A 12,832-nucleotide genomic window follows, 5' to 3' on the forward strand; every position below is an offset into this window, starting at 1 on the left:
AAAAAATATTAACTGGGTATTTTTCCTAGACATTTCAAGTGAGAAAAGAAGTCTTCGTTTGCTTGGTTCATCTTTCTTTTGGGAGCGATTCCCCTCTTTATGATCTGGCCTTTGCACCTTATTCCTGAGTAAAATACTGTCATCATGGATGTTATCATTCGCCAGTTCAATCAAGTAATGCCTTATCAACCCGTTTGGCAAGCCATGCGGATGTTTACTTCTCAACGAAAACCTACCACCACGGATGAAATTTGGATGTTGGAACATCTGCCTGTTTTTACGCAAGGATTAGCGGGCAAGCCAGAACATGTACTTAATACTCATGAGATTCCGCTTATCCAATGCGACAGAGGCGGGCAAATTACTTACCATGGACCAGGCAGCTCATGGTGTATCTGTTGCTTGATCTTAATCGTCTCAACCTTAAGACTCGATCCTTTGTACGCGCTATTGAAAATAGCGTTATTGATTATTTAAAACAATTAGGAATCAACGCCCAAGGAAAGGAAGAAGCACCTGGCGTCTATGTCGGAGAAGCAAAAATAGGGTCCATCGGTCTTCGCATGCGCAAAGGAGCGAGCTACCATGGATTAGCATTTAATGTAGCAATGGATTTAACCCCTTTTACTTATATTAATCCTTGTGGATTCAAAGGATTAATGATGACACAAATACGTGATTATGTGAGCAATATTAATTTGCCTACGGTTCGCCAAGCAATCATTCGACCTCTCCTAAAGAATTTCGGATATAATCAGCTTCTCATCAAAACAGAAACCACGCTGGAGTCTTTCACCGATGTCTAAGTATGACCCAACTCAGAAAACTCTCGGAAAAGAAAAATTGTCACGCATTCCCATTAAAATCGAGCTACCGATACGCCGCTGCACAAACCCGATTGGATTCGCATTCGTTTATCTACCGACAACAAAGTCACTCAACTGAAAAAAATACTTCGAAAAAATCGGCTGGTGACAGTCTGTGAAGAAGCTTCTTGTCCCAATTTAAATGAATGCTTTGGTCACGGTACCACAACCTTCATGATTATGGGTAACAAATGTACCCGTCGTTGTAGTTTTTGTGATGTGGGCCATGGGCGTCCCGATCCTCTCGATCCTGAAGAACCCATCAATTTGGCTAACACTGTAAATCTCATAGCTTTAAAATATGTGGTTATCACATCAGTGGACCGTGATGATCTACGAGATGGAGGGGCTTTGCATTACGTCCAATGTATTAAGGCCGTACGCGAAAAAAACCCAATGATTAAAATTGAAATTTTAGTTCCTGATTTTCGTGGACGTATGGAAAAAGCTTTGGACATTCTTGCACAAGGACTGCCGGATGTTTTTAATCACAATATTGAAACAGCTTCTCGATTATATAAGCAAGCTCGACCTGGCGCGGACTATCAATGGTCCTTAATCTTATTACAGCAATTTAAAAAGCGCTTTCCTGAAATTCCTACTAAATCAGGCATGATGTTGGGGCTTGGGGAAACGCGTGAAGAAGTGAAAGTAGTGATGCAAGATTTACGCAAACACAATGTGGACATGTTAACACTCGGCCAATATTTACAGCCTACCCGTTATCACATGCGTGTCGATCGCTATGTTACTCCTCAAGAATTTCGTGAATTAGGCGAACTTGCAAAAAGTTTAGGATTTATGAATGTCGCCAGTGGCCCCTTAGTTCGCTCTTCGTACCATGCCGATTTACAGGCAAAAGGGGATATAATTTTATAAATTTTCTCATTTTCTTAAATGGCAAATTTAAATGGCAATATAAAAAAAATAATCGGATGATTGAGCATTACCCGACGCAAATTAATCATTACCTACAGGCTCACGCTATATAGGGATATTATTTGCTTTTCTCGTGTCGCTCGCTGAATCCTTACCTTTAGTTGGAACTGTTATACCCGGTTCTATCACCATGTCGATTATTGGTATTCTAGTAGGTCGAGGGATGATTTCGTTAGATGGCACTTTATTTTGGGCGTCGATTGGTGCGTTAGCAGGGGATACTGTCGGTTTTTTTGTAGGAAAACATTATAATGACGCCTTCGTCTGATCTGGCCTTTCAAACGATATCCTCAATGGTTAACGGTGGGAGAAGCCTTTTTCAAAAAACACGGTGGGAAAAGTATTTTAATTGGCCGTTTTGTGGGTCCGGTAAGAAGTTCCGTTCCATTAATTGCAGGCCTTTTAAAAATGAGCTGGCCACGTTTTTTTCTTGCAGCCATTCCTTCAGCAATACTTTGGGCAATCGCTTATTTATTACCTGGAGTGCTTATCGGCACAGTCTCCTTGCAATTGCCCCGACATGTAACTACTACGTTTATATTAACGGGATTAGCTATTATCGTTTTGGTTTGGTTGGTTTTTGGGGCTATACAGCGTTCTTTCAGTTACTTAATTTCCATGGTTAATGACGCCATCGACCGTTTGTGGCAATGGTTATATCTTCACCATTCTTCACGCTTTTTATTACGACTTATTACTAACCGTAGAATTCCTACCGATCATCATCAATTAACTATGCTACTGTTAGCATTTCTAAGTCTTTGTTGTTTTTTCGTATTGTTTATTGTTGTCGCCACACTAGGGCCCGCAACTAACTTTAATGAACCTTTGTTTTATTTCTTAGAAGTTTACGATTGCCCAACACTGATAAATTTTTTACAATCATAACAATTCTAGGCGATCCTAAGGTAATAATTAGCATCGTTTTACTCTTCATAGCTGCCCTTCTTATTAAAAAACTTTGGCGCCCTGCCTTACATTTAACAGCCCTTACCCTAACAGCAGGTTGTCTTACTTTTGTTTTAAAAAATTTAATTTATTCTCCCCGGCCCGCCAGCTTTTTAGTTTTTGATCACTCCTCTTCTTTTCCCAGTGGACACATAAGTCTTAGCCTTCCTGCCCTGGGTTTTATTTCCTTCTTAACTTCTCAGCAGATACCTAAAAAATGGCACTGGATTCCTTACACCATTGCAACTATTTTAATTATTTTAATAGGCTATTCTCGTTTATATTTAGGCGCGCACTGGCTAGAAGACGCTTTAGCGAGTCTTTTTCTCGGATTTTTAATTTTGTTGAGTGTTATCATTTCATATCAACGCTATCCTCCCAAAGCCTTTGGTAATTTAAAATGGTTAATTTTTTTAATTCTTGCTATTACCTTTCCTTGGGCTGGCTTTAGCAAAGTAAAATACCACACTCTTATGCACTGTTACTCACCCATATTAGCTATCCAAGAAACAACTATTGAGGATTGGTGGCAAGATCCTTCACGATATATTCCTATTTTCCGGCTTAACCGATTCGGACATCCTACTCAACCTTTTAACGTTCAGTGGGTGGACGGATTAAGTACTATCGAACAAACATTAGAGCAGCATGGGTGGCAAATTATTCATAGTAAAACCGATGTCCAAACTGTATTAGGACGATTCGCAAGTTATAAACCCGAACACCATTTACCATTATTTCCTTGGCTTTATCGAAGCAAACCACCAGTTTTATTTATGATTAAACACCTTCCCCATGCAACTACTATTGTCGAACTTAGATTATGGGAATCGGGCGTGCGGTTTGAAGACGCTACCTTGCCTCTCTGGGTAGGTTCAATTAATTATCATCTAGCACCTAAGCATTTAATCACTCTTCATCGACCTCATGAGATTACGTGGTTGAATGGTGGAGGAATCAATCAACTTATTCCAGCCCTATCTGGCTATCAATGGAGAAAACTACAGATTCATCCACCTGGAAAATCCAAAAAAATCCACCGTCTCCCCAACTGGGATGGAACTTTGCTCCTTATTCGATCTCAGGAAGGAGGAATATATACTATCTTATTGAAAATTAATTAAAAATTCTTTTACGGCCAAGTTACATTTTTTGTGCTATAGTCTCATTACTTAAAAAATAGGAGATATTTCCATAGTAAAGACAAAGTCAATTTCAACAACAAGCTTGACGAGTATAACAACGACCTGCTGCCAATCTAAGTCGCCAAAATACACGAGTACAAAGATAATCTTTAAAGATAAGTAATCTTTGATTAACCCCTCCTACTGAGCGTTTACAAAGTGGGAGGTGTTTTTTAAAAGGCCATATTTTTGCCACAGAGGTATTATCATTCTAATATTATTCCACACAATAATTCCGGAATGAACGTCGTAATCTTGAAAAGTAACTTGCCAAACGAAAGGACACTCGCTGAGAAAATCCAATGGCATAAACAGCTTGCGTGCACTGAGGTAAAATATAATAGCCAATATTCTCTTCGGATGAGCTATATCGCGCTCTAAAAGCGGTAAATTATTGCGAATGAGGTTCTCTCAAATCCATTGAGCAGTCTCTACTTTTAATCCGGTGTTGTCATACAAAATCCAATCATTCAGTCAAACGGAAAAACGAATAGGAAGTAAATAAAAATTAATAATTCTTTCTACGGCTATCTTTCTACAGCTATTTTTACTAATTCATGAATAATAATCATGGAAAATGAGAGGACCCCAAAACAGCAATTGTATCGCCAGATTCACAAATTGCCGCTAATTTTTGGGGATTAAGGGCATCAATAAATATTAATTGGGGTCACATTTTCGTAACGATTTTCATATCGAGGGAATGTTTTGGGAGTGGCCCCCATAACCAATCTTTTATTGATATTTCATGTACAAATACGCACTCAGCATAAACTCAACTTTTTAAATAATCGTTAAATAATCGGTAATCCATTGTAAAGGTTCAGCGACCTCTTTCAGATAACAAAAATCATTTTCATTTTCATTTAATGAGTCGATTGGAAAAGGATTTGAACTACTTGACGTAGTTAAATGATTTTTTAGCCATTTAAAAAATTCCAAAAATAATTTAACCGCCATATTAGAGGTCACCCCCCAATATCGGCCAAAATCGCCCACTTGAAAATGAGAATCCAACCAGACAATAGTGATGAGCTGAAACCCCTAAGTCTAAAAGCTTTCCTAATGCTGCTAACTTCTGGGCCTGAAAACCAACCACCGCATATTCGAAATCGGTTGCTGAGCCCATTAATTAGTTTCCCTCCCTAACTATTCGTATACTCCCTCCGTTTTCGCCGTTCATCAGCTTTTGCACGCCGATGTTGTCGACGATAATCCGCTTCTTCATAACGACGCTTTTCAATATCTGTCTCAGGTATTACACTAGGAACTTCGATGGGACTACGATTTTCGTCTACCGCTACAAAAGTAAAATAGGCTGATAAAATATGACGGACCTCTCTTGTTCTTGAGTTTTCGGCTAACACTTTGACCCCAACTTCCATAGAAGTACACCAAGCACGATTCAGTGAGGCTCGAATTGACAAAACATCACCTCGTGTGGCCGGAGCCAAAAAATGCAAAGCATCTACTGAAGCCGTTACACACGTACAACCACTATGTCGCTCAGCGACACCAATGCAGTTCGATCTAAAATGGCCATTACCAATCCGCCGAATACCGTATCCGTAGCATTTAAGTCATTAGGGAAAATTTTATAAGTTTGATCATGTATAGCAGATTCTGATACCATTTTTGCTTTTTTAGGTTCCATTAATACCTCTTGAGTAGACAAAATAATACCAAAATGGACCGCTATAGCCTATAGATATAAAGTAGACATAATTAATTAATGGCGATAGTTTTAACTGAGTTAGGAGAAACTTCAATAAAAACGGAGGATTTTTATGAACATCATTATTGCCGAAGGGAGCCGATTTATTGGCAGTTTCATGACAGAACGCTATTTAAAGTAAGGTCAACGAATTAAGGTTACTAGTTGTTCAGAGACTAAGGTCCGCAAAAAATTTGGGGAGCAAGTTGGAGGCTATAGAATGGCCTGCTCTGAGAGCTGAAGAATTAGAAGCTGCGGATCTTATTGTTAACCCTGCAGGGACTGGCATTGCTGATAAGCGTTGGAGCAAAGCTCACAAAAAAGAAATTATTGAAAGTCGAATTAAGCTAACAGAAACTCTCGCCTCACTTCTCAAGGAGCTAGGGAAAGCAACCCCCTCCCCCCTTTTTCAATGCCAGCGCTGCTGTGGGTATTCATGGATTGCAGAAATCCACTGCCTCATAACTTCCGCAGCCTTGGATTAGTCACAATCTATTCACGAAGGGAACGATTTTGTTTCTCGAGTAGTGCGAGCATGGAAAAAAGCTGCTACCTCATCTATCAAAAACGAAGGCGTTAGAGTTCTTCATTTACACGCTTCGGGGTTTATAGGCAAAAAAGGGGAGAGGCGCCCTTTCACGATTGGCGCCTGCCTTTAAATTGGGTTTAGGAGACAAATTGGGTCAGGGGTCGACAAACTTATTTCCTGGATCAGCATCGTTGATCTTTGCCGCACAGTAGATTTTTTCTTAGAACAACCAGAAATTAGGGGGGGCTGTTAATGTAGTGCCTCCCGAATGTTTTACCCAGGCTGAGTTTTCTGACGCTATTGGGAAGGTATTACACCGACTGGTTTTTCTCACTACCTGAGCTTTTGCTGTAAAACTGCTTTTTGGGCAAATGGGTGAAAAGCTTCTTCTGAATGGACAACATGCGATGCTCGCATGCTTTTGGAACACAGATTTCATTTTCAATATCCCGATATCGAACCTGCCTTAAGTTACGCTTTGACAACTTAACTATTCCATGTCATAAACTTCCCGTTGTTCAATCTACAGAACTAAAGGAAGTAAAAAAACGCCATGAGTAAAAAGAATATCTTTTACGCCCAGTCTGGTGGCGCAACAGCAGTCATTAACGCTACAGCCTGTGGCGTCATTCAAACTGCCAAAAAATATCCTTTACAAATTAATAAAGTACTGGCTGGACGAAACGGAATTATCGGCGCACTTAAGGAAGAACTCATTGATACGAGCTTAGAATCCTCCGAAAATATTGCTGCTCTCCTCCACACACCTTCAAGCGCTTTTGGTTCCTGCCGTTACAAGCTCGCAGACATCAACAAAGACCGACGCCAATATGAACGGCTAATTGAAGTTTTTAAATCTCACAATATCGGTTACGTGTTTTACAATGGTGGCGGGGATTCGCAAGATACTACCTATAAAATTTCGCAAATGAGTCAACTCATGGATTACCCCTTGATCTGCATTGGCTTACCGAAAACAATCGATAACGATTTACCTTTTACGGACAATTGTCCCGGCTTTGGATCGGTAGCTAAATATGTGGCAGTTTCCACAAAAGAGGCTGCTTTAGATGTGAAAGGTATGGCAGCAACTTCCACCAAGGTTTTATTTAGAAGTTATGGGACGACATGCCGGTTGGATCGCCGCTACTGCTGCATTGAGCCAACAATACCCTAATGACGCTCCTCATATAATTTTATTTCCCGAAATTCCTTTGCAAACCGAAGCATTTCTCACAAAAGTCAAAGGAGTGGTCCATAATTATGGCTATTGTGTGATCGTAGCTTCAGAAGGAATTCGTTATCCAGATGGTCGATTTATTACAGAATCGGCTGGATCCCAGGATACTTTTGGTCATGAACAATTAGGCGGTGTTGCGCCTATTTTAGCTCGCCTCATTAAAAGACACCTTGGATTTAAATACCATTGGGCGGTAGCTGATTATCTGCAACGTGCAGCTCGGCATATTGCTTCACAAACAGACCTGGATCAAGCTTATGTGCTCGGACAATCCGCTGTTGAATATGCCCTCGTAGGACAATCCGATGTAATGCTTACTATTCAGCGTGAAAAAAGTCCTGATTATCAATGGCATGTGGGAACAGCTCCTCTCTCTCAAGTCGCCAATGTAGAACACAAATTGCCTCGGAATTTCATTGCTAATGACGGTTTTGGAATAACCGAACCTTGCCGTCGCTATCTGGAGCCGCTTATTCAAGGGGAAAGCTATCCGCCCTATAAAAATGGGGTTCCTGTTTACGTGAAATTAAAAAACCAACTGGTTGAGAAAAAATTAAAAGAAGCTTTCGCATTATAATTTTTTCCAACTATTGGGTATAAGCCCCCTGATTTTTTTCTAGGTTGATAACTACCAGAAATTTAAGTTTCTGTCCATTAACCAGAATTTCCTAAGGCTGGGCATATTGAAGGATAATTTCAGTTATTTGTGGCACTGAAAAAGCATCGGAATTTACCTTAAATTGCCAAAGTTCATATCCGGAAGCATCCTATCCACTTTCCTTGTGCAGGCACATATCGATGGCCCACAGGTGAAAATAATTGATGATCATAATTTAAAACCAGAAACCAGGAATATCCTATTGTAGGATTTAATTTTAGTTTTAAAGTTATCTCAGGGGAGGCTGGAGAAATTAAAATAGGTTTATCGGGATTACCTAGCATGCCTTTTTCTACTCCAAAAACAGGCATCTTAAAGATAAAGAAATCCATAAAGAAAAAATTAATCCCATATATTTTATTAATTTTTCATTTTTTAAATCCTATTTAAAATTTCCTACCAGCCCTATTGGGGAAAAAACATGTGGAGTAAGAAAACTTTTCCTGACTCCCCTCCCCCATAGGCCAACTTGCTACCAATTATAATCGTGCCATCCAATTTACGATTGATCGGAAAATAAGCCCACCATAGGGAAATTTAGCCACTAATTTCTCATCAAAATCTATCCCCTAAACCTAGTTCGTCTTTCACATTGAAATAGCCTTCTTCAAAATAATAATTATGACGGAAGACTTCATCAGTTTCAGAAGTATGACACATAAATTCTTGAATGCCGAAGTTATTGATCACTGTTTTAAAATGCAAAGAAGCTGTCATGGTAATGGGCGAAACATCGGTTGGTCCATGATATCCCATACGTATATGATAAATATCCGCAAAAGAAGCGACTTTCGTCATTGGCGTAAGCCCCCTCAGGCCATGCACTATGGACATTCTAATATAATCAATTAATTGCTCTCTATTAATTGCTCTCTTAAGGTAATTGCTCTCTATTAATTGCTCTCTTAAGGTCGTGCAATCATAAATAACATTAAACACCTCACCTACGGCTATTAAAGGCATTGTAGTATGTTCACGAATAATGCGAAAAATACCCTTCCTGCAATTCTGGTGGGACCGTATCTTCAAGCCAAAATAAATGATAAGGCTTCCAATTCTTTTCCTAGACGTGCTACTTCAATAGGCGTCAAGCGATGATGACAATTCATGGAGGAAATGAGGATCATCACCATATGTATCGCGCAATTTTTTAAACAATTTAGGCACGTGATTAAGATATTTTTCTTAGGCACGTGATTGAGATATTTTTTTAAGGAATAAGGAATTAATTGATCTTCCAAATAAGAAGCCACCACGAGTTTACGACCATTTAACCTCCCATCCCCTAATCCATAAACCTTCATCCGTATAGATTTTTAAGGTCATGAAATTATGCCCTGGAGAACATACAAAAACTTTTGCGTCGGTAATTTTCATTTATTTTTTCTCTTCTTCTAAAGCCTTCTCTCTCGCACATGCAAAAATGGATACTTTTTTATTTAAATATTTCTAAGGGCATTTTCTAGGTTCCAAGTCATGCTCATTAAACTGCCCTTCGTAAAGGAATAGACTAACAAATCTGCCTGACCTCAATAGGCATTAATAGAACCAATGTTCACAACTGTGTCACTACCCTCTGCTTCTTAAATTCCTTAACAACTTGCTTGTGTCAAAAATAGAGAAGCTCTGAAATTTAAATGGACAATCCAATTGAAATCATCCCACAGTGACACTCGAAATATCATTGCGTGGCGACTTACCAGCATTATTAAATAAGGACTATCAATACGACCAAAATACTCCATGGTCGCCTCTGCAAGTTCGGTAGTGCTTTTGATATCGGAATCTGAAAGTTTCGATAAAAAATAGGCTGTTTTATCTTCCACTAATTTTCTTGTACCAGGGCCTTAGCTCGCGCTTCATCTCGGCCATATATCATCACCTTTTAGCACCTTTTGCTACACACTCCTTTGCGATAGCAGCTCCAATACCAGAGTGTGGATCCAGTCACTATGACCAATTTATCTTTTAGCAACATGCAACTAGCAACATGCAACCTCTCAGAGAAAAATATGGATTACCAGTATACGCACGCTTTACTCTTGTGCCAATGAGGGATAGGGTATTATAATCTGATAAAAATCAGGACTGAATATTAAGTGATTGATGGCATAAATAATATTCTCGCCCCTTTTCCTATCATTCCCGTAATCGTGTTGAATGATGTTGAACACGCTGTACCCTTTGTGCCCTTGGTTCACACTTTAGTCGAAGGCGGTATAAAAATAATAGAAATTACCCTGCGGACGCCTATCGCCCTAGCTGCAATTAAAGCAATAAAAAAGAACTTACCGAAATGTATCGTAGGCGCTGGAACTATCGTAAAACCATCTCAATTATCGAAAATTAAAGAAGCAAATGCCGATTTTTCAGTAAGTCCCAGTATTTCGAACGAATTAATTCGAGCTGGTCAGAAAGAAGATATTTCCTACCTGGCAAGTGTTGCTACTCCATCCGACCTGTTGCTTGCTATTCAAGATAATTTTTCTTTCGTAAAATTCTTTCCTGCTGCTTTAAATGGAGGCGCGAAAGCATTACGAAATTTTATGAGTATTTTTCGCATTATGCGGTTTTGCCCTACGGGCGGTATTAACCTAAATAATATAATGGAGTATTTTTCACTCAAAAATGTTGTATGTATCGGCGGCTCATGGTTAACTCCCCAAAATCTCATTGAAGGTCAGCAATGGAAAGCGATCTCTGAATTAGCGGATAAAGCAATAAAAGAAATAAAAAATAAGGAGAAAAAATAATGGCCTTAACTTCATCAAAGATGATTCCCTTAGGAACGAAAGCTCCAAGCTTTAACCTGCCTGATGCTGTAAGTGGTGAAAAAAAGTCATTAGCCCAACTAAAATCCGACATTGCCACAGTCATTATGTTTATCTGTAATCACTGCCCTTTTGTTCAGCACATCCAAAAAAAATTGGTTGAAATAGCAAAAAAATATCAAGCCAAAGGTATTCAATTTGTGGCTATCAGTTCTAACGATATCAAAAATTATCCGGAAGATTCTCCTGAAAAAATGAAAGCCGTAGCTGAAGAGTTTGATTATCCCTTTCCCTATCTCTATGACGAAACTCAAGAAATCGCTCAAGCTTATCAGGCAGAATGCACTCCTGATTTCTATGTATTTGACCGCAATCTTGTTTGTATTTACCGCGGTCGTTTCGATGGTTCGAGCCCGGGCAGAAATATTCCTGTAACGGGGGAAGACCTTAGCAAGCCACTGGACAATATACTTGCGGGTAAACAACCCATTGACGCCAATCAAAAACCCAGTCAAGGATGTAACATTAAATGGAAATCATAACCAACTGTCGTATTTGGATACTTACCTTGACGCCTGTCCGTGGAAAGGAGGTATTGTCACCACCACGGTTGATATTAAAGCTCGGAATAGACGCTCTTCGGAAATCATCGAGGAAATTACTCAAGATATAAAATCCAACGGTAAACTTACATATCAAGTCATCTCACAGAAACTGGGAAATCGCGCTTTTGGACTTGCCTTATTATTTTTTACAATTCCTAGCGCCCTTCCTTTTTCGGCGATACCAGGGATTTCTTTTATTTTTAGTTTCCCCATCGCTATTTTTGCATTGCAATTGATTTTCGCTAGAAAACATTATAGTTACCAAAATTTATCGCCAATCGGACAATTTCGCATGAAAAAACTTCTAAATTTATCTTCAAAATATTACCTTATATTAAAAAATTAGAACGCTTACTTCATCCTCGTTTAACATTTATGACCTCAGGAGTAATGGAAATAATTAACGGAATCGTTATTTTTTTGTTTCACTTTTCTGTTACTCCTACCAATTTCTTTTAGTAACTTCATATTCGAGATATTCATATTCGGGATACTAATCATCCCATTTAGTCTGGGCCTCGTAGAAAGAGACGGAGTTCTTATTATTGTTGGTTATATTGGAGCTATTATTTATTTGGAGCTATTATTTATATAAATTTTGTCTATTTGCTTATAGCAACAACAATTAAAACATTCTTTGTCTTAAAGATATTCGACGTCAACAATCTGATATTCAGTTATCCCTTCCGGCGTTTCGACTTCCACAACATCCTCAATGTATTTTCCAATCAAAGCTCGCGCCAAAGGCGAGGATATCGAAATTTTATTTTCTTTCAAATTAGATTCATCTACACCTACAATCTGATAGGTGACTTCGGTTTGAGTTTTTAAATTTAACAAAGTAACTGTAGCTCCGAAAATCACTTTCCCCTCATTAGGGATATGCGAAATATCGATTATTTGGCAATTAGCCAGCTTCGTCTCGATTTCTAAAATACGTCCCTCTACAAACGATTGACGTTCCCTCGCAGCATGATATTCAGCATTTTCTTTCAAATCACCGTGGGCACGTGCTTCTGCAATAGCTGAAATGATGTTAGGGCGTTCGACAGTTTTTAAAAATTCTAACTCCGAGCGTAACTTAGCTATCCCATTTATAGTGATAGGAACAATCATTTGCATCATTATTACCTCAAGAAAACGTAAAAGTATATAGTATAACAAACTACTGTGGCGCTGGACATCTTAAGGAGCCGCCCGAACTCAGAATGAGCTTTTGTGAGAAATGCTATAATGATTTAGATTAGTATTAGCTAGATTATTATTAACGATGGAAAAATAGATTTTAGGATAAATCCAGGAGTAAACAAACATGAAGTTTAAAAAAAATTAAATGATTCGAATAGAGTTGGCCTCAGTGACTTACTTCTAAGCATTA

14 protein-coding genes and 5 pseudogenes are annotated in these 12,832 nt (G+C 38.9%); 12 read left to right on the forward strand and 7 right to left on the reverse strand.

The features are described from left to right. Positions 1 to 141: 141 nt before the first annotated feature. From lipB to B1F79_RS05265, 5 genes and pseudogenes are all read left to right on the forward strand, one after another. Positions 142 to 806: pseudogene (lipB, locus tag B1F79_RS05245) on the forward strand (lipoyl(octanoyl) transferase LipB). After that, positions 799 to 1,745 (forward strand): annotated as a pseudogene (lipA, locus tag B1F79_RS05250) (lipoyl synthase). The pseudogenes lipB and lipA overlap by 8 nt, the downstream one beginning before the upstream one ends. 133 nt (positions 1,746 to 1,878) lie before the next feature. Beyond that, a complete protein-coding gene (locus B1F79_RS05255) occupies positions 1,879 to 2,073 on the forward strand; it encodes an SNARE-associated domain-containing protein (RefSeq protein ID WP_251366272.1) in 195 nt (64 codons plus the stop codon). A 35-nt stretch (positions 2,074 to 2,108) separates the two neighbouring features. Next, the gene (locus B1F79_RS05260) at positions 2,109 to 2,693 is read left to right on the forward strand and encodes a DedA family protein (protein WP_251366273.1); all 585 of its coding nucleotides are present in this window, start codon (positions 2,109 to 2,111) and stop codon (positions 2,691 to 2,693) included. Then, positions 2,660 to 3,877 carry an LssY C-terminal domain-containing protein gene (locus B1F79_RS05265; protein WP_251366274.1) on the forward strand — a complete coding sequence of 406 codons (1,218 nt, stop codon included), beginning with the start codon at positions 2,660 to 2,662 and terminating at the stop codon, positions 3,875 to 3,877. The genes B1F79_RS05260 and B1F79_RS05265 overlap by 34 nt, the downstream gene beginning before the upstream one ends. 201 nt (positions 3,878 to 4,078) lie before the next feature. Here the strand turns inward: B1F79_RS05265 and B1F79_RS05270 are convergent, their stop codons facing one another. From B1F79_RS05270 to B1F79_RS05280, 3 genes and pseudogenes are all read right to left on the reverse strand, one after another. After that, positions 4,079 to 4,246, reverse strand: coding sequence for a hypothetical protein (locus B1F79_RS05270; protein ID WP_251366275.1), 168 nt, complete (start codon positions 4,244 to 4,246; stop codon positions 4,079 to 4,081). 474 nt (positions 4,247 to 4,720) lie between these two features. Then, complete coding sequence (locus B1F79_RS05275) at positions 4,721 to 4,954, reverse strand: hypothetical protein (RefSeq protein WP_251366276.1); 234 nt, start codon at positions 4,952 to 4,954, stop codon at positions 4,721 to 4,723. A gap of 128 nt (positions 4,955 to 5,082) precedes the next feature. After that, a pseudogene (locus tag B1F79_RS05280) lies at positions 5,083 to 5,591 on the reverse strand (acyl-CoA thioesterase). 266 nt (positions 5,592 to 5,857) lie between these two features. Between B1F79_RS05280 and B1F79_RS05285 the strand changes: the two are divergent. Together B1F79_RS05285 and B1F79_RS05290 are read left to right on the forward strand one after the other, a co-directional pair. Continuing rightward, positions 5,858 to 6,136 (forward strand): hypothetical protein, encoded by a 279-nt coding sequence (locus B1F79_RS05285; protein WP_251366277.1) that lies wholly within the window; start codon positions 5,858 to 5,860, stop codon positions 6,134 to 6,136. Positions 6,137 to 6,733: 597 nt separating this feature from the next. Then, positions 6,734 to 7,997 (forward strand): annotated as a pseudogene (locus tag B1F79_RS05290) (6-phosphofructokinase). A 173-nt stretch (positions 7,998 to 8,170) separates the two neighbouring features. Here the strand turns inward: B1F79_RS05290 and B1F79_RS05295 are convergent. The 3 genes and pseudogenes from B1F79_RS05295 to B1F79_RS05305 all read right to left on the reverse strand — a co-directional run bounded on the left by B1F79_RS05295 (position 8,171) and on the right by B1F79_RS05305 (position 9,904). Next, entirely contained in the window at positions 8,171 to 8,389 is a 219-nt protein-coding gene (locus tag B1F79_RS05295) for a protease inhibitor I42 family protein (protein ID WP_251366278.1), read from the reverse strand. 161 nt (positions 8,390 to 8,550) lie between these two features. Continuing rightward, positions 8,551 to 9,455: pseudogene (locus B1F79_RS05300) on the reverse strand (enolase C-terminal domain-like protein). Positions 9,456 to 9,670: 215 nt separating this feature from the next. Continuing rightward, positions 9,671 to 9,904, reverse strand: a complete 234-nt coding sequence (locus tag B1F79_RS05305; protein ID WP_251366279.1) for a Rossmann-fold NAD(P)-binding domain-containing protein — start codon at positions 9,902 to 9,904, stop codon at positions 9,671 to 9,673. A gap of 273 nt (positions 9,905 to 10,177) precedes the next feature. On the opposite strand from B1F79_RS05305, the gene eda reads away from it, so the two are divergent. Genes eda through B1F79_RS05330 form a run of 5 tightly spaced genes read left to right on the forward strand, consistent with a single transcriptional unit; the run spans position 10,178 to position 12,049 of the window. Further along, positions 10,178 to 10,831, forward strand: coding sequence for a bifunctional 4-hydroxy-2-oxoglutarate aldolase/2-dehydro-3-deoxy-phosphogluconate aldolase (gene eda, locus B1F79_RS05310; protein WP_251366280.1), 654 nt, complete (start codon positions 10,178 to 10,180; stop codon positions 10,829 to 10,831). Further along, the gene (locus B1F79_RS05315; protein WP_251366281.1) at positions 10,831 to 11,391 is read left to right on the forward strand and encodes a thioredoxin family protein; all 561 of its coding nucleotides are present in this window, start codon (positions 10,831 to 10,833) and stop codon (positions 11,389 to 11,391) included. The genes eda and B1F79_RS05315 overlap by 1 nt, the downstream gene beginning before the upstream one ends. 13 nt (positions 11,392 to 11,404) lie before the next feature. Further along, on the forward strand, positions 11,405 to 11,800 hold the full coding sequence (locus B1F79_RS05320) for an exopolysaccharide biosynthesis protein (protein ID WP_251366282.1): 396 nt from the start codon (positions 11,405 to 11,407) through the stop codon (positions 11,798 to 11,800). Further along, positions 11,767 to 11,913, forward strand: a complete 147-nt coding sequence (locus tag B1F79_RS05325) for an exopolysaccharide biosynthesis protein (protein WP_308159744.1) — start codon at positions 11,767 to 11,769, stop codon at positions 11,911 to 11,913. Before B1F79_RS05320 ends, B1F79_RS05325 begins: the two co-directional genes overlap by 34 nt. A 7-nt stretch (positions 11,914 to 11,920) precedes the next feature. Then, positions 11,921 to 12,049: an exopolysaccharide biosynthesis protein gene (locus B1F79_RS05330; RefSeq protein WP_251366297.1), complete on the forward strand. Its 129-nt coding sequence runs from the start codon at positions 11,921 to 11,923 to the stop codon at positions 12,047 to 12,049. Between the two features lie 47 nt (positions 12,050 to 12,096). On the opposite strand, the gene greA is transcribed toward B1F79_RS05330, so the two are convergent. After that, positions 12,097 to 12,576, reverse strand: a complete 480-nt coding sequence (greA, locus tag B1F79_RS05335) for a transcription elongation factor GreA (RefSeq protein ID WP_251366298.1) — start codon at positions 12,574 to 12,576, stop codon at positions 12,097 to 12,099. Positions 12,577 to 12,832: the final 256 nt, after the last annotated feature.

The organism is Coxiella-like endosymbiont of Rhipicephalus sanguineus (assembly GCF_018687865.1).

Excerpts from the sequence above, each read along its gene's own strand:
- B1F79_RS05270 (WP_251366275.1), bottom strand. The coding sequence starts at position 4,246 with ATGCCATTGGATTTTCTCAGCGAGTGTCCTTTCGTTTGGCAAGTTACT.
- B1F79_RS05295 (WP_251366278.1), bottom strand. The coding sequence starts at position 8,389 with ATGCCTGTTTTTGGAGTAGAAAAAGGCATGCTAGGTAATCCCGATAAA.
- B1F79_RS05315 (WP_251366281.1), top strand. The coding sequence starts at position 10,831 with ATGGCCTTAACTTCATCAAAGATGATTCCCTTAGGAACGAAAGCTCCA.
- greA (WP_251366298.1), bottom strand. The coding sequence starts at position 12,576 with ATGCAAATGATTGTTCCTATCACTATAAATGGGATAGCTAAGTTACGC.